This window comes from Pseudanabaena sp. UWO310 (genome assembly GCF_006861605.1).
Classification (GTDB): domain Bacteria; phylum Cyanobacteriota; class Cyanobacteriia; order Pseudanabaenales; family Pseudanabaenaceae; genus Pseudanabaena.
Window position 1 is genome coordinate 1 of the sequence record NZ_SELU01000059.1, and the last position, 26,129, is coordinate 26,129.

The following is a 26,129-nucleotide window of genomic DNA, read 5'->3' on the forward strand; positions in this document are numbered from 1 at the left end:
TGAAACGCTGTCACGGTGAAGATACTTTAGGGGTAGCCCTACGGGAAAATAGCTCGATGCCAAGCTCAATCTTAAAAAGCAAGAGAGACGATGAAAGTTAACTTTCATCGTCTCTCTTGCTTTTTTTTGTTGTGATTTTCTCTTTTCTCTCTTCATTAACGTGAGTTCGGGATAATTTGAAACGGGCTTTGAGAAAGGGTTTGCCAGCTTAACTCGAACTGATGTTTCATTACCCAAGAAGAGAAGGCTGGCGATCGCAATGGAGCTTACTTTAGGCTAATGCCCAGTAGTTGAGCGATTGCAGGTATTATGTTTTCTGCTCTTTCTATATCTAGGTTTGCATGATTTATAGCGTTATTTCTTGAGGTTGGAGATTGGGGGGATGAGTTCTGCTTGACACGCTCTCCCATTTGGCGGCGTTCGGGAGTAGGGAAGGTAGAGAAGGTACGACGGAGTAGGGGTAACACTAAATCGAAGGTGGTTGGGGAGAGGCTTGTTACCCAGTTGTCGAGAACTTGCCAGAGGCGATCGTCATGGAGGAGAACGACTCCACTTCCTTTGAGCAATCCTTCGATCCATTTTGCGGCTTGGTTGGCATCGTTGGTGACGGATAGAAATAGCCCCATATGGGTTTCGACATCGTTGCTACTAAAGGCTCCTGCGTCGAGTAATAGACGGCAGCAACAGCCCGATAACAAGCCATGTATTCCTGATTGGTTGGTTAATTGGGTTAGTACACCATGCCATAGGGAATCATATTGAGAATTTTGCAGGAGGGTAATGACACGATTCATGGCGATCGCTAATTCATACATGTGGCTAGCGGCTTCGTCATTTAGAGAGGCACAGGCTACGGGAAGCCCTATACAGATGCGTGTGATTAATCCATCGACTACGTGGGAAATGATTTGGGTGTCAATTTGACGGACATTGCCATACCTTGATAGGTTACCGAGGGGGGGTAAGGCTTGCATTAGGTGGGTGATGTCGGAGGCGATCGCAGCTTCGGTTTGTAAGCGCGTCATCAAGTAACTCGCGGCCTCACCGAGATTAGCTAAGAGAACTTTATCTACTAGGTTGGTGAGACTGGGCAGATCCTTGGCGTGATTGGCTTGGTGTCTTGTGTAGTTAGTGGCAGCATCGAGGATGGTTTGTCCCCAGACCCCAGCTTCGATTAGTCGAACGGCAAATTCGGGTTCCCACTGTAATTGCCATGGTTCTTTAAAAGTTCCTTTGCCCTTTGAGTATTGGGTCTTTCCCCAAGGGATATTGAGTAGGGCTAAACGGTAGAGTAATTGCGATCGCTCTAAATCCGTAGCATTGCGGAGATCTAGTTCTAGGGTTTTCGCTTCTGGCTTCAAGCGAAGGCGTTTCTGCTGGCGAATTAGATCCTGTTGCAAGGGAACCATGGGGGTATTGTCGGGCACTCTCCCCATCCGATCGCTTACGATCAATTCCTGATGGATTGCTTGCATGGGCAGAGGATCGCCAAAACAGAGCACGGATTGAATTGCTTCGTTAAGTTCGGGTAGCCCTGCTAGGGGGCGATCGCGCAGGGCTGATAGCGCTTCGGCTAAACGCACTGCTTCAATTACACTCGCAGAGGAAGCATCAATATCCTTAGTGCGTAATAATCTGGCAACGCGGGTAATCCAACGAATGACGACTTGTTCGGAATTATGCTGAAAGTTTGTCCAGAGGTGATCGTACCATCCTGGCGAATTGATGCCTGCACTGTAACCGCTTGCGAGGGCGAGTCGGCTATAGCTCCAAGGAATCCAAGTAGCTTCTATTTTGACTTTGGGCAGTCCTTTGAGGATCTCGGCATCAACCTTTGCGGGTGGTAGGTTGACTAGAGCAGGAGCGTGCCAAGCTCCACAAACTACCGCAATACGCTCTTTCCCTTGCGCTAAGGCGGTGCGAATTGTTTGGCGCATATAGGCTTCGCGCTGTTGTTCGCGCATTTTGTCGAAGGGATCTTCTGAGGAATCTAGCTCCTCACGTAAGGCTGTCATCGCCTCCAAAATCCCTTTAAATAGATCATTACTATCTTGGCGATGTTCGACCATATATTCCCACCAACTTTCCCCATCGCTGAAGCCTGCGACTTCGGCTAGCCATCCTAGGGGATCTCTGCGAGAGATTTCTAAGGTGGTGTGAGGCATTGGATCGGGAGTTTTTTGTGGATCTTCTTCTATGGCGCTTGTGGCGGATTCTTTCATTGCCAGACAATGGGCTTGCGGCAGATCCATAAACCTGACAGGAATATTATTTTGGAAACCATATTGGATGGCTTGCCATTCGGGAGAGAAGGTTGCGAAGGGGAAATAAACGGAATTTTCTAGACAATCGGGGGCATAAACTAATAGGGCAACGGGTGGTTGCATTTCAGCATGGATGGCTAGGGGTAGGAGCGCTTGAGCTTCAGGAGGACCTTCGACTAAAATGAGATCGGGCTGAAGACTTGCCAGTGATTGGACTAAACTGCGTGCCGAACCTGGTCCATGATGGCGAATGCCAAAAATATGGACTTTATGGGAGTTGGAGGAACTAGAAGAGGAGCGATCGCTAGCCAAGGGTTAACTAGCCTCCCGACAAGCACGATATAGGTCTTTCCAGTTGTCCCGCTCCTTCATGACTGTTTCGAGGTATTCTTTCCAAACTAGTCCATCCTGTATCGGGTCTTTTACTACTGCCCCAATCAGGCTAGAGGCGACATCTCCTGCGCGTAAATAACCATCGCCAAAATGAGCGGCTAGGGCTAAACCACTGTTAACTACGGAAATCGCTTCGGCGGTGCTAAGCGTACCGCTAGGAGACTTCAATTTAGTTTTCCCATCGCTAGTAATGCCGTTGCGGAGTTCACGGAAAATGGTCACAATGCGGCGAATCTCTTCGAGGGCCGGGGGCTCGGCGGGTAGCTCGAGGGCGCGACCGAGGCTAGCCACGCGACGTTGCACGATTTCTACTTCTTCTTCACTGCTGTCGGGTACGGGTAAAATGACGGTATTAAAACGTCGTTTGAGAGCGCTGGAGAGTTCGTTTACGCCGCGATCGCGATTATTTGCCGTAGCAATAACGTTAAATCCCCTTGTGGACTGGACTTCGGAATTGAGTTCGGGAATTGGTAACGTCTTTTCTGAAAGGATGGTAATGAGGGTGTCTTGGACATCGGAAGGAATGCGCGTTAATTCTTCGACGCGGGCGATTTTGCCATCGGTCATTGCCCGCATCATGGGGCTGGCGACGAGGGCATCTATGGAGGGACCTTCAGTGAGGAGACGGGCATAGTTCCAACCGTAGCGAATCGCTTCTTCACTGGTTCCTGCGGTTCCTTGGATGAGCAACGTCGAGTCGTGGGCGATCGCAGCGGCAAGATGTTCGGAAACCCACGATTTGGCTGTGCCAGGAACGCCAAAGAGGAGTAAGGCGCGATCGGTTGTTAGGGTCGCGATCGCAATTTCGATGATGCGTTTGTTGCCAATATACTTGGGAGAAACTTCAAAACCGTTGTCTAGCGTACCTCCGAGTAAATAGGTCGATACAGCCCAAGGTGAAAGCTTCCAATTGGGAGGACGCTGCTTGGTATCTATTTTCGCGATTTCTTCTAATTCATGGGCAAATTGATGTTCCGCATGTTCGCGCAATAAGGTTGATACCGACGTAGCTATTTCCTGCGGAGATTCCCCTGCTTTTTCAGTAGTTCTCTCGGTAGTTTTTTCGTTGGTTTCTGTGGTAATTTCTGCTTTAGCTTTATTGGCTTTAGATGTTCTCGCTGATTGCTTTTCACCAGTCATAAACTCACTCCATCATCTGTAATTGACTCTAGCATTTCTTGCCGCAGTTGCAGTACATCGATAAATTTTTTGATCGCATTTTGAAATGCGTTTTGCACATATCCCCATTGCTTAAGTTCTTGGGGGTTATCAGAATTGTGACTTGCTTCCTGCAACTTCTGATTGATTGCCAAGGCTTTGGCTTTTGCGATCGGGAAGCTCGATCGCGCCATATACTGAGATGAATTCTGGATAAATTCTTTGACTGTCCAGTAGTTGCTAGTCTGATGCATTGATAGAGAATTGTTAATAAAGCTTTCTATATGCCTAATGATTAGCTCTAAAACGATTTCGCTAATTTCCAGATTCCATACGGCTTGTTTGCTAAACAAAAGCGAATGATGGAGATTGCTAAAAGCGATCGCAGGATGTTTGATGAGATATATCCATGCGGCTTGCTGATTGTTGTTAGAGATTTGAGGGGGGATGGAATTGGCTACCGTGAGATTCGCAATTTTATTTGTAATTTCTGGATTGTTTAAATCCACCAAGCTCTGTAACCATGCTAGGTCTTGGGTCTTTTGGGCGATGGTGATCCATCCTTGTAGGATTAAGCGATCGCTTTGAGGATGATGGGCTGCTTGAATGAGATCCTCTGTCGATAGGGTAAATTGCTGATGCCAGAAAGATAAGGGGACTGCGATTAAGTCTTGGAAGAACCACGAAGCCCGATCGCCTACTTGACTATCTGCACTTTTGGCTTCGATGCCATCCCTTGCCATCTCCGCTGTATGGCTATTGGGCAACTCTACCGTAAAATAATGCCGATCCTTTTGATCCTTTATGCGCTCTAGTTTGATTAAATTCTCAATTCTAGCGATCGCTCTTTGCACAAATCGTGATTCAGGTAAATAGGTGAGTAGATTGATGGCAGTCCGTCGTACTTCCTTACTCCGATCGTCCAGCAAGGATTCCAGAAAAGGCTCATCTTCCATGCTTAAATTCGTGATGCAGAGCTCTAAAAATGCCGTGCGATCGCTAGCACTTTCCTGTTTCCAGCTAGACTCTAATTTTTGTCGGGCTTGCTGGGGGGCTTGGCGACGTAACTTAGTGAGCCAGAGCAATCGTGATGCTTTACTACCTGTATCCCATAGGGCTTCATCGTCATCATCACCAGCTAAATAGTTCCATTCAGGATTTTGAGCTGCTAGCCATTGTCCCCTTTTGCCAACGACTCTAGCGATCGCCTCCCGTAATTCTGAATGACGTTTGCCCAAGGATAATAATGCAGGTAGATTCCTCTCGTTTACCCTTTGTCCTGCATCAGCAAGAGCTTGGAGCAGGTTGGGTAAAGCTGGATCGCGATCGCCATTGATCATGAGAGATAGATAGTGATCGGTGCGATCGCTGCAACGGGGTAAATCCTCTAGGTCGCATGGAGAGCCGAGTGATGTATTATCTTGCAGCGGCAACTGTCCAGCTTTTGCATATAGAGTGATGCTGCTGATGGTATCTAATAAAGCTGATTCCTGATTAGTCGCATCGATACTTGCCAGCAATTTACCTAAATCTCCCTCCGTCGCGATCGGCGTAAAAGACTGTCTCTGCGTACCGATTAAGGCGATCGCAGTAATGTTTTTTAATAATGAAGACGCAAATATATTCATTAAGGTTTTCCTGATTCAGGTTCTCATTTTGATTTTCTTCGAGAATCTTGGGCAAGTTTTGGCGATTGTTAGTATGAAAATATTCCCTTTATTTGGGGTTTATTTGGGGTTTATTGGGGGCAGTTTAAATAGTTATTTCCATTAAATCAAACATTATTTACCTGAAATCAGGGTTTGATTTGTTTGATTTGTTTGATTTTATGATATTTCAATGCTTTTCCACAGAATTTCTTTAGATTTGGCTATGGTTCTCTATCAGTAAAAAGTCGTAGCATGAATAAGTCTAAAAGTTTCGATACATTCCTTAGAAAAACAATATAAGTAGCTAAGTTTTATGGTCAAGCGATCGCTACAAGCATGTCCATTGGGTATTCAACAGGCAAAACGTTCCTTCGCCATAAAAGGATGGACGCAGGAAAATTTAGCAGGAGAAGTTAACCTCAAAACCCGCCAACCTATTTGGCGCTTTTTTACGGGTAAACCCGTGGATCGACATATTTTTATGGAAATTTGTTCGATTTTAGATTTAGATTGGCGTGAAGTTGCGGCTAATCCACCTGCGGAATTCCCAGAATATGGAGAGAATTTCAAAGCTGGTGCATTGGATATTGACAGCTTAGTCCGCGAAGTGCGATCGCAACACCATGAAAGCATTTGGCATCATTGCGGACTATTGCAATTACTAGATATTAGCCGTCCTGTCAGCATAGAAGATATCTATGTGGATGTTAATATTTTGGAAGAAGTCCCCAGTCAGAAATGGATTGATATTGCCGAGCTCCAAAATTTACAACCTTCAGAATTCGATCGCGTCGGTTTTGGAGCGATCCAGAGCAAGCAAGTATCGGGGATGAATGCGGTCGAAACTTACTCAAAGCTGAGAATGCTTGGTAAACCTGGAGCTGGGAAAACCACTTTTTTAAAATATTTGGCAATTCAATGCGATCGCGGAGAGTTTGCCGCCCATCAAGTTCCCATATTTATCAAGCTGAAGGATTTTGCTGAAGATGCAAGGGACAATGATAAGTTCAGCCTCCTCACCTATATCCGCCAGATCCTGCTTAACTCAGGTATACATAATCCCGCAGTGATTGAAACTTTATTGAAAGCAGGACGAGTCTTACTTCTCCTCGATGGGATAGATGAGGTACTGCATGAAGAGATATCCTTAGTGCTGCGCGAGATTTGTAAATTTTCGGATAAGTTCCATAAAAATCAGTTTGTGGTCACCTGTCGGACTACGGCTCAAAAGCTACAAAACTTTGGATTTACCGATGTTGAGCTTGCGCCATTTACTCAATTACAAATTACGACCTTTGCCAAAAAATGGTTCTCCACCTTTGCCAAAGATCAGTTGGAGTTAAATGAAGAGAAGTCGGAAGAGTTTATGGAGAAGTTGGAACGATCCGAAAATTGGAAACTTCGTCAAATGGTCGTTACGCCCTTATTTCTCCATCTCGCCTGTTGGGTGTTCCATGCCCAAGGGAAATTTCCTAGTAAACGAACAGAATTTTACAAACAGGGCTTAGATCTCCTACTGGGTAAGTGGGATGAGATTAAGGGCATCGAACGGGACAATATTTACCGAGGATTTGCCTTGCCTCAAAAGCTGAAATTACTCAGTCAACTGGCGGCGATTACCTTTGAGAAGGGCGATTATTTTTTCGAGCAACGCAAGATCGAACAGTATATTGGCGACTATTTAAAACAGTTGCCCGATGTCACTTCGGAACCAGAAGAACTTCAATATGCTAGCGAGTCGGTATTGAAAGCGATCGAATCTCAGCATGGACTATTGATCGAACGGGCAAGAGGAGTCTTCTCTTTTTCCTATCTTGCTTTTCAAGAGTATTTTACCGCCCGAAATATTGTCGCTAGTCATAATCTCCAAGCCCTTGATCAAGCTTTGGAGGGGCTGGTGAGCCATCTCACCGATCCGCATTGGCACGAGATCTTTCTCTTAACCTCGTCAATGCTGCGTAGTGCTGATTCGTTGATGCAATTGATGAAGCAGCAGATTGATGCTTTAGTTGCCAAAGATCCCTATCTACAGGAGTTTTTAGTATGGGCAAGTAGTAAAACCCAAACTCTGCCTACGGAATCAAAAGATGCAACGATCCGCGCCTTTTATTTAGCCCTATCGCGATCGCCACATCAGGTAGCAGATTTCGCCCTTGCCTGTGCTCTCGATCAGGGGCTGATGCTTGACACTGCTCTAGATAATCTCGTACTGGAATGCGCGGTTAATCAGAGCCCTGACTTTGCCCATGCCCATCTATGTGGCGATGCTCTCAGTAACATTTTGGGAATAGTGATCGATGCTGGGTTCCAAAAATCTTTGCAACAACTGTACGATCAACTACCCAAGGAGCGGCAAGGGTTAGAGGATTGGTGGAAACCTCATCATGACAATTGGGTAGAGCAATTGCGGCAAACGACCAATCATTATCGTAATGTGAACCATGATTGGTCATTTAGTGCCGAACAGCAGCGGGTTCTCCAAAGCTATTATGATGCTAATCAGTTATTAGTTGATTGTTTGAATAGTAACTGTGAAGTGACTGCTGCAATTCGTCAAGAGATCGAAGCGACCTTACTTTTATCTCAACAGGAATTAGAAAAACGAGAATGGCAAGGAGAATGAATTGATAGATCGCTCATTTGGATTTTACGGACTTGCTTTTTTTGGAATTATTGGACTACGCTACTTTCTCATGGCAGGTGGAGCCTATTGCTTATTTTATCAGCCCTTCAAGAGTATAGAGAGCGTATCCTTACCAAAGTCTCTTTCCCCAACTTGGCAAGCGATCAAGCATGACATTCAACTCTCAATCATATCATCGGCAATATTTGCGATCGCCGCTGCCTCCATTGTGACCGCCTATAACTTGGGAATAACCCGTTTATATAGCGATGGCGATCGCTATGGACTCTGGTACTTAGGGGTGAGCTATATCATCGTATTGATTCTGCAAGATACATACTTCTACTTTACCCATCGCTTCTTTCATCACCCCTTACTTTTTCCTTGGTTACATCAAGGACACCATCAATCACGACATCCGACCCCTTGGACATCCTTTGCCTTTGACCCTTTAGAAGCGATCGTTCAGTCCCTATTCTTGATGGCGATCGCTTTTATTATCCCGCTCCATTTTATTACCCTCATTGCTGTCCTCACGACAATGACGATCTGGGCGATCGTCAACCATCTAGGGCTTGATCGTTTGCCCCTCACCTTTCCTCATCATTGGCTTGGTAATTGGTTTATTGGTCCCGCCCACCATTCCATCCACCACCTTAAATACACCAAGCACTATGGTTTATACTTCACCTTCTGGGATAAATTCTTAAATACCGAAGATCTCAATTATTCTCCCAAAGCCTAAATACCAAGCCAGAGAGCGTACCGCCCCTGCGCGGGCGGTACGCTCTCTGGCTTGGCGAACCATCCCATCAAAATAGCCCAATGGGGAGGAAGAAATGACTGATAGATATTTAGTATGGTAAGGATGGGTGACACAAAGCGTCACCCATCCTTACCATACTAAATCCTTCCCTTTTTAGGATTAGCTGATTTCAATCTGATACCATAGCATCACAAGTAAAAACTACCCAATTCAAGAGTAATGACCACTGAATCTATAAGTACAGCAACTCTACTAGAAAGGTTGAATTGGCGCTATGCCACCAAGAAGTTTGATGCAAATCAAACTATTCCTGAGGCTACATGGCAAGCATTGAGCGAGTCCCTTGTCCTTACTCCTTCCTCCTATGGTTTACAACCTTGGAAGTTTTGGGTGATTACCAATTCCGAGATCAAAGCCGCATTGAAGCCTGTTTCTTGGAATCAAGATCAGGTAACTGATTGTTCTCATTTTGTCGTTTTTTCAATTAAGAAAAACCTAACCGCCGAACATGTCGATCACTTCGTGGAAAGAACTGCTGAAGTCCGTGGAATTCCTGCCGAATCCCTGTCAGGCTACCGCAACATGATGGTTGGTGATGTCATATATGGTCCTCGAAGCCTGACCGTTAACGAATGGGCAACCCGCCAGACCTATATTGCTTTGGGTAACTTTATGACTGCGGCGGCTTTATTAGGTGTAGATACCTGCCCAATGGAAGGACTAGATCCTGCTAAGTACGATCAGATTTTAGAACTACCCAGTAAGGGCTATGCTACCGTAGTCGCCTGTGCTGCGGGATACCGCGCTAGCGATGATAAATACGCAGAATTGGCAAAAGTCCGTTTTGCTGATTCAGAAGTAATTGAAACTTTAGCCTAATCTCTACTGCCATCCCCAAAAAAGATGAGTGGCGGCGCGAAGCGCCGCCACTCATCTTTTTTTTGATTTCTCTGTGCAGCTTAAATTTTGTACCATAGTTAATCAATTCATCCAATTCATTCCATAAATTAATCCGTAGATTGTCAAAGTAGTTACAGCCTGATTACTTTGAGTAAAGCAATGACAATCATCAGAAATAAGCGTGCTGTAGGTTTCTTCTCTAGCCATGAGGAAGCAGAGGATGCACTCAATCAATTGCGAGAAGGAAAATTTCCCATGGATCAAGTATCGATCATCGCCAAAGATACCGATCGCTTTAAATCCAATCCATCTGAATATGGGGTAAAGACCAGCGCGGTCGCTGGTGGTGCGATCGCGGGTGGAACCGTGGGTGGGATTGCGGGATTGTTAGTTGGATTAGGAACATTGGCTATTCCTGGAATCGGCATGATTGTCTTGATTGGAACTACGGCCGCAGCGATCGCAACGACTTTAGCGGGTAGTGCGATCGGTGTCATAGCAGGCAGTTTGGTCGGTGGATTAGTTGGGCTAGGAATCCCCGAAGATAAGGCACAGATCTATCACGATCACATTGTCAATGGCAGCTATTTAGTCATCGTTGATGGCTCGGAAGCCGAAATCATTCAAGTTGAAGATATTCTCAGACACAAGGGAATTCATGAATGGGGAGTTTACAATATTCCTGCATCCAGAAATTACCTCGAACCTGTCGTAAGTTTATAGTCTAGTTACTAAGATTGACTATTTTTAGTGATTTAAAATAAGAATAGTCTTTCGTAAGTTTTGTATCAAATTCAATCAAACTATTCAATTCATTCTATAGATCATGCAATCAGTTGCAAGGATGAATATAGATAGCAAACTATTAATTCAAGCTAAATTATTTAAGTCAAATTAATAGTTGTCAAACAAAATCAATAAGAGACAAATACATGAGCTTACAAGACAAAGCGAAAGCCACAGCTAAAAATATTGAAGGCAAATTACAAGAGGCTGTAGGAGATGTAACAGGAGATCCTAAGACTCAAGCTGAAGGAAAAGCGAAACAAGCTGAAGCTACCGCTCGCCAAACCCTTGAAGATGTTAAAGATGAAACCAAGAAAATTATTAAATAATAATTTTTATTGTTCCCCAAAGATTAGATTGTGAATACAGTCTAATCTTTTTACTTAGATTTTTATCCCCCCATAAACAGCAATGATAAATATAATTTGGACTGGGATTGGCGTACTTCTAATTCTCTGGCTATTAGGATTCTCAATTAATATTGGTGGTGGATTAATTCATCTACTATTAGTTTTGGCAGTAATTGGTATTGTCTATAATATATTCATTGGTCGCCGCATTATCTAATCAATCAATATTTACCAATTATTTACCATTTACATACAGACTAACTTACTTTCTCAAGAGCTAAAAATGAACAAAGATCCTTACGATGAAAGTAATTCCGAACGTCGACAAGATCTAAGAAATGAAGAGGAAACTTTTCGCCTTAAACAATATACAGGAAGAATAGAAGTTGGGAGAAGAAGAGAAATATTTGCTTGGATTATTAATAGTATTTACTTCTTAGTTGGAGCGTTGGAAATTTTATTATTCCTGCGTTTTTTATTGCGTTTCACAGGGGCAAATCCCCAGAATGAATTTACTCAGTTCATTTACAATTTATCCGCTCCTTTCATGGCTCCATTTTCGACCTTATTTATTAGTCCCACTGCCAATGCTGCCGTTAATATTTTTGATATTAATATTCTCATTGCCATTGTTGTTTATTCACTAGCTGGTTGGTTAGCTGTTAGGTTTGTCCAATTCATTTACAACCGACCTTAAACTTTAACCAACTGATTATAATTTAAGTCCAGATTCATAGCCTGTATTACAATTCAGCAGTAATACAGGCTTTATTTTTGATTTAATTGTCCCTAGTTATCTTGATATATAGCTATCCTAAATCATTTGTAGATTTTGGGGTTTGTGGAAGCGCACCCCTTTGGGGTGCGCTTCCACAAACCATTTAGGATTGCTATATGCATCCAGCAGCATTTTGTGCAGAGTTTATCGCTATAGTGATTAATTTTTGTAACGTAATCAAGCAATTCAAATAATTCATTTCAAAGATAATTAAATTATTTGTCAACATAATAAAAAGAGGTTGCTTTAATCAAACAATTCCTCACTATACCAAAGCTAAAAATGGCGTAACCATTTTTAGCTTTTCAAATCCTTAATAGGTTTGATTTTTAATTCATGAAAGTGTGACAACACCTTCGTGAATTGGTATTAGACTGTCATCGGAAAAACTTAGCCAATAAAATCTTTGGATATCAATATGTCACTAAGTAATTCTAGTCAATCTCTCAAATTGTCAAACAATAATTCCGAAAATCCTGACCATCTAAACCAGTATCTCCAAGGGTTTGAAGATGAGGAGCTGAAAATTTATCAAGGATCGTCGATCGCCAAAGATATGGATCGATGGAACCCTGTCGAAAGTAGACAGAAAATTGATGAGACCCGAACGGGCAATTTTTTCGGCGGAAGAATGGGGCTAGAGAACCCTAATGAGCATAGAAGCGATCGCTTTAATTGCCCACAGTGGTGGATTGAACTCTTTACCGCGAAACCTTTCTGTCTCTATTATTTTGGTGCTTTTCAGACCTTTCAAGAAGCCAGAATTTTGAAACAGGGTTTTAAACAAGATTTACTCGACGAAGGAGCTAGTATTGTTTGCCTTACCATCAAATACTGCTCACCTAATCAGGTAACGATTCCCTGTTCCGAATTAACTTCTCAAGAATTTGAACGATTGCTATCAGAGGTATCTGATAACTAAGCTTCGATAATTATCCGCAAATTACCATGTTTTTTGTTGACACGACAGGTTGTCGTGTCACTGGTTCTTATGCCCGAACGCTCAAAGTCAAGATCGATAACTGCCTCACCAATTCGCAAGTTATGAATGGAAATATTCCCAATTGAAAGCGGTAAGGCAGGATCGATAATATGGAGTTGCTGGGCGGGTGCATTGGGAACCAGATTGACGATCATGGCAATTAATTGGAAAATCGTTCCCGTTGCCCAAGCTTGGGGCGAACAAGCCACAGGATATTGAACGGGGGAGCTAAACCCATCATGTTCGTATCCGCAAAATAGTTCGGGCGGTCGATGATAGGGCTGGGATAGGGTCATATTAATCAATCCTTGAGCAACGTCTAAGGATTGGTCGATGAGATTAAGCGATCGCAAGCCAAGGGCAATGAGGCTATTATCATGGGGCCAAACAGAACCAACATGATATCCCAAGGGATTATAGGCAGGAGAAAGCGTACTCAGTGTCCGAATTCCCCAACCGTTATACATATCAGGCTCTCGCAATCTTGCGGCGACCATCAAAGCCTTGTCATGCTCAAAAATACCGAGATTTAAGCAATGTCCAGGATTAGAAGTAATACTATCAACGGGCTTACCTTCACCATCGAGAGCAAGGGCACAATAGTTTTGATCGGGAAGCCAGAAATCCCGATTAAATCTTGCTTTCAGGTCTTTAGCCTGCAATTGCCAGCGGGTGGCAAAATCTGGTAAGTTCTTTTTAGTAGCCAGTTCGCTCATCCGAATCTTGGCCGCATAAACATATCCCTGCACTTCCGATAGGGCGATCGCACCTTGAGCCAATTCCCCATTACGATTGACGATACAATTTTCTGAGTCTTTCCAACCTTGGTTCACTAATCCCCGTTTAGAGCGACGATGGTAAGTGAGATAACCCGTGTCTTTGCAGTTGCGATCAATCCATTCCATCGCAGCGATCGCATTTGACCATAACCGATCAAGCAACTCATTATCCGCAGTCCAAGCGTAATATTCAGCATATAACATCAACCAGAGCGGAGTCGCATCAACAGTGCCATAGTAAGGCGTATGGGGAATCTCTTGACAACGCGCCATCTCTCCCAATCGAATCTCATGCAAGATCTTGCCTAACTCTTCATCGCGGGACTCATCTTCAGTTTTACCTTGATATTGAGCCAGAATTGACAGGGTTTCACGGGCAATCGTAGGATCTAAAACCAAGGTCTGGGAAGCGGCAATAATGGAATCTCGACCAAATAAAGTAGAGAACCAAGGAACGCCTGCGGAAAGAAATCGATGCCCTTCAAAGGTCTGTCTGAGTAAATAAATATCTTGGACAGCCCGATCGATCGCTAGATTTAGAGCTTCATTATCGGTACGAATGGTAGTGATGTTATCTGTCCAAGCAGTCTCTTCTAGCAACTCTTCATTTTTGGCTTGAGCAAAGTTAATCGGGACACTCACCATCGAAGTAGGACGATTATTAGTAAATAAATGAATCCGATACCCTAAGGTCACCGACTGGTGACTTGCCAGCTTTAATTGCCAAATGGCAGTATATCCCTCGATCGCATCGGGCTGAAGCGAATTAAACTGAATGCGCGATTCCATCAATACATTATCTAGTCCTAGATAAGCAAGGACGATTTCTCGTTCGTTCGCGATCGGTGAATCAAGATCAAACTCCGCCACAGGAGCAATTTTATCTACCGCAGAAGCAATATACCTTAATAAATCCCCCCTTTTCTCTCGCTTATTACCTCTAACCTCAAATAAATCTAGGAAATCCGCATCAAAACTAATACTCATCGTAAAGCTGATCGGAATTGTATTGTAGTTAGTGACCTGTATTTCTTCAAACAAGCCCCCTTTGATCATGATTTCCCGATGAATGCCGATCGTTTCCGTTTTAATACCACTTTCTAGATCGCCAATATGACGGTTAGAACATAGGATGGTCATATCAAAGCCTTTACGAGCCGTACTACTAAACGAAACTGGCGATCGCCCTTCAATCTGTAATTCCAAGCGGCTCAAAAACCTCGTATCCCGACAAAATAAACCCATGCTGCTCTCAATTCCTTCAGCACGACAGCCCGTATCGTAGATATTGCCCAAGGTATCGGTAATTAAGAACAATTCATTATCTTTGAGGGTGAGGGTCGAAATTGGGCGATCGCCAATTTCACAAACCCAAGGAGAAACAGGCATTTCACTGGTCGGGATAAAATTCCGACCATCAATTTCAACAACGGTATTCATGATAATTCCGAACAATAATGAAGCTGACCATAGGGAAGATTACAGGTAGCTCAGCATAATTAAAAACCAAAACCAGAGAGCGTACCGCCCGCGTAGCGGGCGGTACGCTCTTCTAGGGTTTAAGCTTACTTATGCCTAGCTACTTACTTGCGTGGCATTGACCAATATTCTTTGGGAGAGAGTAGAATTCAGGATATTCTTGGAGTCAGGCTTACTGAAGTAGCGAGATTGCTCATGCATAATCGACTGAGCCAATATATGCCGATACAGTTCGCTGAGTTGAATTGCCACACCTCCCCAAGTAAATCGCTGATTGACATTAGCTGAGGCTTGCTTTCGCATCTTTCTTGCCCATAACTCATCAAAGAGAATGCGATACATCCCATTAGCAAAGGCAAGGGTATCTTGTGGAGGAACTAACAGCCCTGTTTGCTCAGGAATAATCGTAAACTTTAAACCGCCCACATCAGAAGCAACTACGGGAGTACCACAGGCCATCGCCTCGATCGCCACTAATCCAAAGGGCTCATAATGGCTGGGAATCACGCAGATATCCGCCGATGTGTAGTAGAGAGGCAAAATATCATGACCGATCTGCCCCGCAAACATCACATCCTCATAGAGCCCTAGTTCTAATACAAGATGTTCGATCCTCGCTCTTTCTACACCATCAGGCATATGCGGAGAACTCCCGCCGACAATGATCAATCTGAGTTTTTTGTCACTCTGCTCCTTTAGTAAAGCAAAAGCGCGTACTAAGGTTTCAATCCCCTTACGCGGATCGAATCTACCCACATATAAAATAATTTGTTCCTGAAGAGATAACTGCAATTGTTTACGTGCGTCGGTTTTCGACATCAATCGAAAATTGCTCGTATCCGTTCCACAGGGAATCATTTCAATCCTGCCATAGGCGGAAACCTGCGATCGCAAAATCTCTGCCTCCTGAGGGCTAGTAGCAACAATGCAATTAGCTCTCTCTAAGATCTCCCGTTCGATCTGCATACGCATATCCGCAATGGAAGGTTGATTTACCGATTGATACTTCACGACTCCGAGGGAATGGTAAGTATGTAAAACCTGTACCGAGCTTGTTTTTTGGAGTTCTAAACCCACCCAAGCCGAAAGCCAATAGTTGGTATGAATTAAAGGATAATGCAGCCCTTGAGATGCTTGAAATGCTTGAAATGACTGCACAAACTCAGGCATATGCTCTAATAATTTATCCCTAGGGATATAGCTCTGTTTACCTGCCTTGAGCCTAATTGTCCGACAATAAGGAGAATGTTGAACAATATCATCATCATCGGGATTCACTTTGCGGGTAAACATATCCACTTGCCAGCCTAATTTTGCCAAGTTTTCACCCACATGACGAACATAGACATTTTGTCCGCCTGCTTCTTCTAAGCCAATCTCTGCGGCAGGATCGGCATGGTCTGAGATGAGTGCGATCGCCTGTCGATTTAAACTTTTCATCGGTTATCTCCTATCTCACTGCCAAAGTCTTAACATGACCATTGCGCGAATACTTTTCCGCCAAGATTTTTTGATAGACCGCTTCATAGCCATCGGCCATATGCTTCGCTGTAAAATTCAGCAAGATATGCTCACGACAGGCTCGACGATCAAGAAGAGCTACCTTAGCGATCGCGGCGACACATTCGGCGACATTTTGGCAGAGAATGCCCGTCAGCCCATCGGCAATGATTTCTGGAACCGAACCCAAAGCGATCGCAATTACAGGGGTTCCTGTCACCATCGACTCAATCATTACCAAACCAAAGGGTTCTTGCCAAGTAATCGGAAAGAGCGTTGCCACCGCACCACCCATGAGGATACTTTTCTGCTCATGATTTGCCTCGCCGAGAAATTCAATTTGAAATCCATCAATATGGGGTTTAATTTCTCGTTCAAAATATTCCAAATCAATCTCATCTACCTTACCAGCCATTTTTAGATGCCAACCCGACTGCTTAGCAATTTCTACAGCTAAATGCGCTCCTTTCTCAGGAGACATTCTTCCCAAAAAAGCAAGATAGGGCGGATGATCGGGCTGAAGATGGAACTTATACGTAGTAGGATCGATACCGTTATAGATCGTAGCTACATAATTTAATCCCAAGCGAGTCTCTCTTTGGGAGTTAGAAATGCTAATAAAAGGCTGATTGCGCACATGGGAAAACATCTTTTCATTATCGGCAGTAAAAACTCCATGTAGGGTATGAATTGTCGGAGTTTTGACTAGGGTTGAATAGGGCATTGAGACGCAACCCACATGGGAATGAATAATGTCAAATTCATCGGCTCTTTCATAAACGCGATTCATATTCAACATGTCATAGATGCTATATTCATGAACGCTTGTATCTAGGCGCAGCGCCTTGGGATGTACAGATTCTAATTTGGAATGAGTAATCGAATCTCCTGACGCAAATAGTGTAATATCATGACCGCGCCGAACTAATTCTTCAGTCAATAAACTCACTACCAGCTCAATACCTCCATAAGCGGGAGGGGGAACCTGTTCCCATAATGGAGCAACTTGAGCAATTCTCATTATTAATCTCCTATTTCTAACTTTTTGTGCAGTCGATTAAGAAGGTCTACCGTTGATTTTGAGGGTGGGAATAACACTTAATAACTAGAACATAACTAGAACATAACAGAGCGATGTTTGAATTAATGTATATGTAAGCGTTCCAAGACAGGAGAAATATCAGGAATGTTCATAATTTCTCCCAACTTTGAAACCCGCTCAAGGTTCAAATATCCAAAAATATTATCAAAAAATATATTTCGGCGATCGCTATTTAGAATTCAACTAAAATTCAACTATAGGAATACCAAAGATGCCAAAAGATGGGTGGCAGCACTTCATGCCGCTACTCTATTTAACGGTTCTATTTGTAAGTAGCTAAGCATAAATAAACATAAAATCCCTATAGCCTGAGATACTTGTATAGGGCATGACATAAGCGGATCGGACTTTATTTTTAACCATATCTACAATAATAATGACTACCCCCAATCGTATGACTCTTGTTGTGAAGGTAGCCCAGACTTTAAGGTTTTTAGCTTATTTGTCTTTAGTTTATTTTTTGCTGCTTATGCCGTTAAGTTATACCAATTCACGAAGGTGTGACAACACTTTTGTAAATTAAAAGCTAAACCTAGTAAGGATTTTCAAGTTAAGCAATGGCTACGCCATTGCTTAACTTGGTATTACAGCGATATTGGGGAATGGGAAAAGTTCCAACTTTTTAAGAACTGTAATTGGGTTGGTGGATATCTAGAAGCTAAACGAAGTATCATTCCATCAAACTTAAATCTAGACAAGCTCGACTAATCATGACGCACCTATTTACACCATTACAACAGCGCGGCATTACCTTTCGCAATCGCATTGGTGTTTCTCCAATGTGTCAATACTCTAGTATCGATGGCTTGGCTAACGACTGGCATATCACCCATTTGGTCAGTCGGGCGATCGGAGGCGCAGGGCTAGTATTTACCGAAGCGGCCGCTATAGAACCTGAAGGAAGAATTTCTCCTAGTGACTTAGGAATCTGGTCAGATGATCATGTCGAAAATCTCGCAAAAATTAATCAACAGATCCATCAGGCTGGCGCGATCGCAGGGATTCAACTCGCCCATGCGGGACGTAAGGCAAGCTGCGCCGTACCTTGGGAGGGTGGTAAACCAATTGATGAAACGCAAGGGGGCTGGCGACCCGTATTTGCGCCTAGCGCGATCGCTTTTAATCATCCTGATAGTCCCCTCCCTCAAGCACTGGATTTAACAGGAATTAACAGGATTAAGCAGGCGTTTATTAATGGGGCGAAACGGGCCATAGAAGCAGGATTTCAGGTCATCGAACTTCACGCAGCTCACGGCTATCTTCTCCATGAATTTCTCTCGCCTTTAAGCAATCAGAGAGAGGATGAATATGGTGGCAGTTTTGAAAATCGTATTCGTCTATTAGTAGAAGTGGCGACTGACATTCGGGCTGTCGTTCCCGATCGCTATCCTATCTGGGTCAGGATCTCCGCGAGTGACTGGATTGAAAATAGCTGGGATATCGAACAGAGCGTAGCCCTAGCCCATAAACTCAAAGAACTAGAGATCGATGCGATCGATGCTTCTTCGGGTGGGATTATCCTCGGTTTAGGCTCGCAGATTCCCGTCGGAGCAGGATATCAAACTGCCTTTAGCGATCGCCTTCGTCGTGAAACGGGAATTAATACTGCCGCCGTTGGTTTAATCACTAGTCCCGAACAGGCTGATCACATCATTCGCTCTGGGCAAGCAGATATGGTCTTGATCGGTCGTGCAATGCTGCGAGATCCTTACTGGGCAGCAAGAGCAGCCCAAAAATTGGGCTACAAAGAATTTAACTATCCCCATCAATATCAACGCGCTTGGTTCTAAATTTCAGAAAGTTGGTGCAAAGTACCAACTTTCACATTCGCCAACCAAAAATATGAACATACAACCCAATATCCCCAGTTCAATTCTCCTGCAACCCGATCCAAACAACGCTGTTGAAGCGATCGCACCTCAGCCCACAAACAAAGCTTTTCGGATTGGCGTACTAGCAAGGAGAGGAATCAGTCGAACCTTACAACTATGGCAACCTACGGCTGACTACTTAAGCAACCAATTAGGTCATACCTTTACCATCACTCCCTTGGATTTCAAACAGATTAATCCATCGGTAGCGAATGGTGAAGTAGATTTTATCGTCGCCAATTCTAGTTTATATATAGAATTTGAAACCCTATATGGCATCAAACGTTTAGCAACTCTCAAAAGAGCCAGAAGGGGAAAAGACTATACTGTATTTGGGGGAGTCATATTTCGGAGAAGCGATCGCCAAGATATCCAAACCTTGCAGGACTTAATCGGTAAAAATTTTGCAGGAGCTAACGAAAAGTCCCTCGGTGCATGGCAGGCAGCTTGGCGCGAATTTCATGCCCTAGGTATCGATCCACGTCGCGACTTTCTCTCTCTCCAATTTACGGGAACACATGATGCGGTCGTCTATGCGGTCAGAGATAGATTAGTAGATGCAGGCTCGGTACATACGGATACTTTAGAGCAAATGGCTTTGGAAGGAAAAATTCACCTCGAAGACTTCGAGATTATCAACCAACAAACCCAGTATGGCGAAGAATTTCCCTTTGCTCTTAGTACGAGACTCTATCCCGAACTCCCCTTTGCTGCTTGCCGTCAAGTTAATAATGACATCTCCGAGCAAGTAGCGATCGCCCTTTTTCAAATGAATAAACTTGCCCCCGAAGTGGCTCTAGCTGCAAATTCCCAAGGTTGGACGATTCCTCTGAGCTATGCGTCAGTCCATGAATGTCTAAGGGAATTACGCCTCGGCATCTATGCTGGCAAAAACGAGCTTGATTTTGACCTCGCCGTACAGGGCTCTAACAATGGCTGGTGGGACTGGAATATTGAGAACAACCAAACTTTTTACTCTACCCGCTGGAAGGAAATGCTGGGCTATGCCGAGGATGAAATCGCCAATAATATTAGCGAATGGGAACAACGTATTCATCCCGACGATCGGAATCTCTGCTTAGAAACATTACAGAACTATTTGCAGGGCAAAATTCCTGAATATCAACTAGAACATCGACTCCAACATAAAGATGGCTCCTATCGGTGGATTATCTCACGGGGGAAGATTCTCCGCGATATCCATGGTCAACCCTATCGCATGGCAGGTTCCCATGCTGACATTACCAAGAGAAGACTGGCTGAAGATGCGCTACGCGATTCCGAATCTCGACTTAAAGAGCAAACTCTCAAATTAGAAAAGGCTCTCCAAGATTTGCAGGAAACCCAAACCCAATTAATTCAAACGGAAAAGATGTCTAGCTTGGGGCAACTGGTGGCAGGTATCGCCCATGAGATTAATAATCCTGTCAATTTTATTCATGGCAATGTCAATTGTGCCCATGATTACATCGACAATCTGATCAGCTTACTGAATTTATATCGCCAAACCTATCCCCAACCTGCGCCAGAAATTATCGCTAAATCCGAAGAGATTGACCTCGAATTTCTACTGAGCGATTTACCCCAACTCTTAAAATCCATGCAAGTAGGGACTGAGCGAATTGCCAAAATTGTCCTTTCTCTTCGCAGTTTCTCCCGACTCGATGAAGCCGATCGCAAAGCCGTCGATATCCATGCAGGCATTGATGACACCCTTTTAATTTTGCAATACAACTTAAAAGCCAAGGGCAATGCCAGCAAAGTCAATGTCATTAAGGACTATGGGGACTTACCCTTAGTAGAGTGCTATGCAGGGCAGCTCAATCAAGTATTTATGAATATCCTCAGTAATGCGATCGATGCCTTCCCCAAAGAATCCGAGAATCCCACCATTCGCATTAAGACCGAATTAAACGGCGATCGCGCCATCATTTCGATTTCCGATAACGGTACGGGGATGAATTCTAACGTCCAAAAGAGTTTATTCAATCCCTTCTTTACAACTAAACCCGTTGGGCAAGGCACGGGACTGGGTTTAGCCATTAGCTATCAGATTGTCGTTGAGAAGCATGGGGGCACTTTACAATGCCAGTCCGAACTAGATAAAGGAACGGAATTTCGGATCGAGATTCCCGTAAATGCAACTATGTGAATGCTCTTCGCATTAAGTAGCTAGGCATAAGTAAACCTAAAACCGAGAAGAGCATACCGCCCGCACAGCGGGCGGTATGCTCTCTGGTTTTGGTTTTTAATTATGCCGAACTACTTACTCATTCTTAGACCACTATCCGCAAATCAGCCCCCGAAAAAACTTGCTTTTACGATCCCAAAATGTTAGCGTTTATTGATTAATTTACGGTATTAACACAAGATTACCGTAGATTATTGCTTTATTTGGTGTTTTATAGCAAAACTAAAAATGGCTGCGCCATTTTTAGTTTTGCTATAAAACCTGTGGTTGAGAGAAGTCGAAGCCTCTCTCAACTCATTTCTCAAATCATTTCTCAAATCATCTAGACTCCCTATGGATGCTGGTGGAAATCTACTCAGTCCCGCTAGCTTAGACTAAAAATTTTGGTATGAGAAAGGAATCTCTTTCTTTACCGCCCTATCAACCTCAACCTAATTCCAAAGCCAAAATCTATGTCCGACAACTATCGTTTTGAAACGCTGCAAATCCATGCGGGGCAAAAGCCTGACCCTACCACCAATTCTCGCGCCGTTCCTATTTACCAAACTACTTCCTATGTATTTGATAGTGCCGATCACGGCGCAAATTTATTCGCCTTAAAAGAATTTGGCAATATCTATACGAGGATTATGAATCCCACCACCGATGTGTTCGAGCAACGCATCGCAGCCCTTGAGGGGGGAGTCGCCGCACTGGCAACCGCCAGCGGTCAAGCTGCCCAATTTTTAGCGATCGCCACCCTTGCCCAAGCAGGCGAAAATATTGTCGCCACCAGTTATCTCTATGGCGGTACTTATAATCAATTCAAGGTCACCTTGCCCCGTTTGGGTATCAATGTCAAATTTGTAGATGGCGATAAACCTGAGGATTTTCGCCAAAAGATCGATGAAAATACTAAGGCTCTCTATGTCGAAACGATCGGCAATCCTCAGTTTAATATTCCCGATTTTGAAGCCTTAGCTGCGATCGCCCATGAACATGGCATACCTTTAATTGTGGATAATACCTTTGGAGCAGGCGGTTATCTGGCGCGTCCGATCGAGCATGGAGCCGATATTGTCGTGGAGTCCGCCACCAAATGGATCGGCGGTCATGGCACTTCAATTGGGGGAGTAATTGTGGATTCGGGCAAATTCAATTGGGCTAATGGCAAATTCCCGATCTTTACCGAACCATCACAGGGCTACCACGGCTTAAACTTCCATGAAACCTTTGGCAATATCGCTTTCATCATTCGCGCTCGTGTCGAAGGATTGCGAGATCTAGGGGCGGCCATCAGTCCCTTTAATTCTTTCCTATTATTGCAAGGATTAGAAACCCTATCCCTACGGGTCGATCGCCATGTACAAAATGCCCAGCATCTCGCCGAATGGCTGATCCAACAGCCTCAAGTGGCTTGGGTCAATTATGCGGGATTACCCGATCACCCCTATCACGATCGCGCCAAAAAATATTTGCGGCATGGCTTTGGCACGGTCTTAAACTTTGGTATCAAAGGTGGTTTAGAGGCAGGACGGAGCTTTATTAATGCCGTCAAACTTGCCAGCCATCTGGCTAATGTTGGGGATGCCAAAACCCTCGTCATTCATCCCACCTCCACCACCCACCAACAACTATCGACTGCCGAGCAGCTATCGGCGGGCGTTACCCCCGATCTCATTCGAGTTTCCGTTGGTTTAGAACATATTGAAGATATCAAAGCCGACTTCGAGCAAGCATTTCAAACAATTGCAGCTTAAGGAACTCTATGAAATACAGGCAATTTATCGCCGATCGCACAGAGTTTTATCAAATTCCCTATCCCCTCGCCTTAGAGTTAGGCAATACGCTGTTTGAAGTCCAAATTGCCTACCGCACTTGGGGAACTCTGAACGCGAAAGGGGATAATGCCATCCTCATTTGTCACGGCTTCACGGCAAATGCCGATGCGGATCTGTGGTGGCATGAACTATTTGGCGAGGGCAAAATTTTCGATCCTTCAGTGGACTTCATCGTTTGCAGCAATATTTTGGGGAGCTGTTACGGAACCACTGGAGCCGCCTCGATCAACCCTGCTACGGGCAAAACCTATGGTGCAAATTTCCCTGCAATTACCATCCGCGACATGGTGCGATCGCAAGCAGCTCTCATGGATGGGCTGGGAATTAAACAATGGAAACTAGTTACAGGAGGCTCTCTCGGCGGGATGCAAACCCTAGAATGGGCGGTCATGTATCCCGATCTGATCCGCGCGATCGCCCCCATTGCCACCTCAGGGAGACATTCCGCTTGGAGTATTGCCCTTGGTGAAGCCCAAAGGCAAGCCATTTATGCCGACCCCCATTGGCATCATGGTTTCTACGATCAGTTTTCCGATCAGTTTTCCGATCAGTTTCATGATCAACCAGAGGAAAAGGTAAAGCCCGATCAAGGACTAGCGATCGCTCGAATGATTGCGACCTGTTCCTATTACGGTCATCTCGATTTTGAACAAAGATTTAGCCGTCAAGTGGAAAGCTCTGGCAATTTTGCGATCGTCAATTATCTCCAGCAAGAAGGGCAAAAATTAGTGGCTCGCTTTGATGCTAATGCCTATGTGTCACTAACTAAGGCGATGGATACCCACGATCTAGGACGCGATCGCGGTGACTACTACCAAGTATTAGCCAATATTCCACACCCCACGATCGTCGTCGCCACGGGTTCCGATCTGCTCTACTTTGCTCAGGAGCAAGAAGAACTAGCCCAGTTTATTCCTCAGGCAAAGTTAGCTTGGTTAGATTCTATTCATGGTCATGATTCTTTTTTGATCGCCCTAGAACAACTCAATCAAATCATTAAAACCAATCTCTTTCCATAACGACTAATACCAATTCACTGAAGTGTGACAACACTTCAGTGAATTAAAAACTCAACGCAAAATCGGGGAAGTTAGTAGGCTTAACCAATTGATTAGGAATAGTATCTTGAGCGAGAGCCAAAGCAAATCTGAGTTGTCTTTAGCAGATATACCTCCCATATAGAGCTTTTATCTACTTCATTGAACATTGCCGCGATCGCTACTTGGTAAACCATAAGGCTCAATACCATTGTCTCTAAGCACAGACAGATAATAATCACGCTCTCTACGAATATCGTCATCTAGTGCAAAACCTTCACCTAAAACAGCTAAGTCTCTTTCTAGCTGCTTATTTTGTTGAGATAGCCGATCATTGCGCTCCTGCTCAGTACGAATTACACCAAAAGCATTATCAAACCTTCGCTCTAGAGATTCAGTGGTTAGGGAAACTGTCAAAAGTAATGCTGAACGATTACCGCGAAAACTTTCCCAAGCCCAATAAAGAGCAACTAGCTCTAGTGGTAAACCTCTAACTCTTGTTTGACCTTGAGATCCGCCTTCTCCTATATCAACAGTTAAATTTTCTGGGTTATAGGTATCAGTAGACTCATCAGGTAAAAAATCGAAAGTGCCTTGAACTTCTCCCAATAAGCGTTTGAGCGCCTTAGATTGCAAAAAATCGAAAGTGCCTCTAGCAGGTTTTCCGATACATTCAGCAGCTTGACTCAATGACATCCGATAGCTACCATCTGGCAACATGAAAGCATCAACAGTTAACGCCCCGATCGCCACAGTAGCGCGGGTTGCTTTGATTGACTCACTCATGCCCTTTTGGCTGTAGTGCGCGATCGCTCAATTTACCATCACGCTTAGCAGACTCGATATTATCTACAACCCAAGCATAAATTAGGTTTGAGACACTTCGCTTGTCTAACTTAGCAAGTGTCTCCAAATCTTTTTTCATATCAGCATCAAGATAGACAGCGACTCTTGGTAATTTTGATGGCAAGGTCTTCACAATCAACTCATTCACAAGATTTTACCCTTTAACAATGAGCATCAATATAGTACCTCTTATTATCTCTAAGTAGTGTTACCGTATGATATACGAAAAATGTAAAAATGATCACATAATCTCGTAAAGTTCTGCGATCGCACAATTTTGGCTAGCGTAGCCCCTAAAAGTAGTCATCAAGCTAAAAATCTTCCTCCCATTTCTAGATCGTTTTTGTAGAAAATTTCTAAACTACATAGATCATTTTTAGCTCAGATCAAGCTAAAATTTTCTGGATCGATTATGCCCATAAACAAATTTCCCATCATGGATATTTTTCACATACTATTCATACTCTCCATATTGATTGCTATCTATGTAATATATTGGAAGACAACACCAGAAGGTCGAGCATATGCTGCGGAAAGAGAGAAGGAAGCGGCACCATATTCTATTGAAAATATAGTAAAACCACTCAAAGAGAATCCTGATGATATTTCCTACGCAAATAGTATTCCATCGTTACTAAATCAAGGTAGTAGATATTATTCATATAATTACGGAACTATCTACAATCTTGTATTAGAAGTACTATCTGAGAATCCAGATAAAATTCATATAAAAACTTTATGTCTCACCATAGGAAGATTACACTATGGGAAATTAAGACCTGATAACAAAATAACTATATACGATGAACAAGCTATTCAAAATGATATTCTGATGCGTTCAAAGTAAGTAATGCT

General features: G+C 43.8%; 21 protein-coding genes. 13 read left to right on the top strand and 8 right to left on the bottom strand.

Going from position 1 to position 26,129, the window contains the following annotated elements; genetic code table 11:
- Window positions 1-266: 266 nt before the first annotated feature.
- From PseudUWO310_RS17505 to PseudUWO310_RS17515, 3 genes are read right to left on the bottom strand one after another with little or no spacing between them, the layout of a single operon-like run.
- The gene (locus tag PseudUWO310_RS17505; protein WP_142603531.1) at window positions 267-2,576 is read right to left on the bottom strand and encodes a DUF5682 family protein; all 2,310 of its coding nucleotides are present in this window, start codon (window positions 2,574-2,576) and stop codon (window positions 267-269) included.
- Window positions 2,577-2,579: 3 nt separating this feature from the next.
- Window positions 2,580-3,797 carry an ATP-binding protein gene (locus PseudUWO310_RS17510; protein ID WP_142603532.1) on the bottom strand — a complete coding sequence of 406 codons (1,218 nt, stop codon included), beginning with the start codon at window positions 3,795-3,797 and terminating at the stop codon, window positions 2,580-2,582.
- Window positions 3,794-5,443, bottom strand: coding sequence for a DUF5691 domain-containing protein (locus PseudUWO310_RS17515; RefSeq protein WP_142603533.1), 1,650 nt, complete (start codon window positions 5,441-5,443; stop codon window positions 3,794-3,796). The genes PseudUWO310_RS17510 and PseudUWO310_RS17515 overlap by 4 nt, the downstream gene beginning before the upstream one ends.
- A 334-nt stretch (window positions 5,444-5,777) precedes the next feature.
- Here PseudUWO310_RS17515 and PseudUWO310_RS17520 point away from each other — a divergent pair, with 334 nt between their 5' ends.
- The 8 genes from PseudUWO310_RS17520 (at window position 5,778) to PseudUWO310_RS23385 (ending at window position 12,589) form a co-directional block, all read left to right on the top strand.
- The gene (locus tag PseudUWO310_RS17520) at window positions 5,778-8,087 is read left to right on the top strand and encodes an NACHT domain-containing protein (protein ID WP_142603534.1); all 2,310 of its coding nucleotides are present in this window, start codon (window positions 5,778-5,780) and stop codon (window positions 8,085-8,087) included.
- A 1-nt stretch (window position 8,088) separates the two neighbouring features.
- Window positions 8,089-8,832, top strand: a complete 744-nt coding sequence (locus PseudUWO310_RS17525) for a sterol desaturase family protein (protein WP_142603535.1) — start codon at window positions 8,089-8,091, stop codon at window positions 8,830-8,832.
- A gap of 240 nt (window positions 8,833-9,072) precedes the next feature.
- A complete protein-coding gene (locus tag PseudUWO310_RS17530; RefSeq protein WP_190316065.1) occupies window positions 9,073-9,732 on the top strand; it encodes an NAD(P)H-dependent oxidoreductase in 660 nt (219 codons plus the stop codon).
- 180 nt (window positions 9,733-9,912) lie between these two features.
- Window positions 9,913-10,476 carry a general stress protein gene (locus tag PseudUWO310_RS17535; RefSeq protein ID WP_142603536.1) on the top strand — a complete coding sequence of 188 codons (564 nt, stop codon included), beginning with the start codon at window positions 9,913-9,915 and terminating at the stop codon, window positions 10,474-10,476.
- Window positions 10,477-10,685: 209 nt separating this feature from the next.
- Window positions 10,686-10,868 carry a CsbD family protein gene (locus PseudUWO310_RS17540; RefSeq protein ID WP_142603537.1) on the top strand — a complete coding sequence of 61 codons (183 nt, stop codon included), beginning with the start codon at window positions 10,686-10,688 and terminating at the stop codon, window positions 10,866-10,868.
- 82 nt (window positions 10,869-10,950) lie between these two features.
- Complete coding sequence (locus PseudUWO310_RS17545) at window positions 10,951-11,106, top strand: lmo0937 family membrane protein (protein WP_142603538.1); 156 nt, start codon at window positions 10,951-10,953, stop codon at window positions 11,104-11,106.
- A 66-nt stretch (window positions 11,107-11,172) separates the two neighbouring features.
- On the top strand, window positions 11,173-11,586 hold the full coding sequence (locus PseudUWO310_RS17550) for a YggT family protein (protein ID WP_142603539.1): 414 nt from the start codon (window positions 11,173-11,175) through the stop codon (window positions 11,584-11,586).
- Window positions 11,587-12,085: 499 nt separating this feature from the next.
- Window positions 12,086-12,589: a DUF1816 domain-containing protein gene (locus PseudUWO310_RS23385; protein WP_223805726.1), complete on the top strand. Its 504-nt coding sequence runs from the start codon at window positions 12,086-12,088 to the stop codon at window positions 12,587-12,589.
- Here PseudUWO310_RS23385 and PseudUWO310_RS17560 read toward each other — a convergent pair.
- The 3 genes from PseudUWO310_RS17560 to PseudUWO310_RS17570 form a co-directional block, all read right to left on the bottom strand.
- On the bottom strand, window positions 12,586-14,868 hold the full coding sequence (locus PseudUWO310_RS17560) for an amylo-alpha-1,6-glucosidase (RefSeq protein ID WP_142603541.1): 2,283 nt from the start codon (window positions 14,866-14,868) through the stop codon (window positions 12,586-12,588). The two genes, PseudUWO310_RS23385 and PseudUWO310_RS17560, sit on opposite strands and share 4 nt — an antisense overlap.
- Before the next feature lie 135 nt (window positions 14,869-15,003).
- The gene (locus PseudUWO310_RS17565; RefSeq protein WP_142603544.1) at window positions 15,004-16,347 is read right to left on the bottom strand and encodes a glycosyltransferase; all 1,344 of its coding nucleotides are present in this window, start codon (window positions 16,345-16,347) and stop codon (window positions 15,004-15,006) included.
- A 10-nt stretch (window positions 16,348-16,357) separates the two neighbouring features.
- Window positions 16,358-17,428, bottom strand: a complete 1,071-nt coding sequence (locus tag PseudUWO310_RS17570) for a glycosyltransferase family 4 protein (RefSeq protein WP_142603546.1) — start codon at window positions 17,426-17,428, stop codon at window positions 16,358-16,360.
- Between the two features lie 791 nt (window positions 17,429-18,219).
- On the opposite strand from PseudUWO310_RS17570, the gene PseudUWO310_RS17575 reads away from it, so the two are divergent.
- The 4 genes from PseudUWO310_RS17575 to metX all read left to right on the top strand — a co-directional run bounded on the left by PseudUWO310_RS17575 (window position 18,220) and on the right by metX (window position 24,410).
- The gene (locus PseudUWO310_RS17575) at window positions 18,220-19,299 is read left to right on the top strand and encodes an NADH:flavin oxidoreductase/NADH oxidase (RefSeq protein ID WP_142603548.1); all 1,080 of its coding nucleotides are present in this window, start codon (window positions 18,220-18,222) and stop codon (window positions 19,297-19,299) included.
- Window positions 19,300-19,351: 52 nt separating this feature from the next.
- Complete coding sequence (locus tag PseudUWO310_RS17580) at window positions 19,352-21,532, top strand: PhnD/SsuA/transferrin family substrate-binding protein (protein WP_142603550.1); 2,181 nt, start codon at window positions 19,352-19,354, stop codon at window positions 21,530-21,532.
- A 491-nt stretch (window positions 21,533-22,023) separates the two neighbouring features.
- Window positions 22,024-23,310 (top strand): O-acetylhomoserine aminocarboxypropyltransferase/cysteine synthase family protein, encoded by a 1,287-nt coding sequence (locus tag PseudUWO310_RS17585; protein ID WP_142603552.1) that lies wholly within the window; start codon window positions 22,024-22,026, stop codon window positions 23,308-23,310.
- Between the two features lie 8 nt (window positions 23,311-23,318).
- Window positions 23,319-24,410 (top strand): homoserine O-acetyltransferase MetX, encoded by a 1,092-nt coding sequence (gene metX, locus PseudUWO310_RS17590; protein WP_142603553.1) that lies wholly within the window; start codon window positions 23,319-23,321, stop codon window positions 24,408-24,410.
- A gap of 177 nt (window positions 24,411-24,587) precedes the next feature.
- Here the strand turns inward: metX and PseudUWO310_RS17595 are convergent, their stop codons facing one another.
- Together PseudUWO310_RS17595 and PseudUWO310_RS17600 are read right to left on the bottom strand one after the other, a co-directional pair.
- Complete coding sequence (locus PseudUWO310_RS17595) at window positions 24,588-25,214, bottom strand: hypothetical protein (RefSeq protein WP_142603555.1); 627 nt, start codon at window positions 25,212-25,214, stop codon at window positions 24,588-24,590.
- A complete protein-coding gene (locus PseudUWO310_RS17600) occupies window positions 25,207-25,422 on the bottom strand; it encodes a ribbon-helix-helix domain-containing protein (RefSeq protein WP_223805727.1) in 216 nt (71 codons plus the stop codon). The genes PseudUWO310_RS17595 and PseudUWO310_RS17600 overlap by 8 nt, the downstream gene beginning before the upstream one ends.
- A gap of 288 nt (window positions 25,423-25,710) precedes the next feature.
- Here PseudUWO310_RS17600 and PseudUWO310_RS17605 point away from each other — a divergent pair, with 288 nt between their 5' ends.
- On the top strand, window positions 25,711-26,121 hold the full coding sequence (locus tag PseudUWO310_RS17605; RefSeq protein ID WP_142603557.1) for a hypothetical protein: 411 nt from the start codon (window positions 25,711-25,713) through the stop codon (window positions 26,119-26,121).
- The last annotated feature ends 8 nt before the right edge of the window (window positions 26,122-26,129 follow it).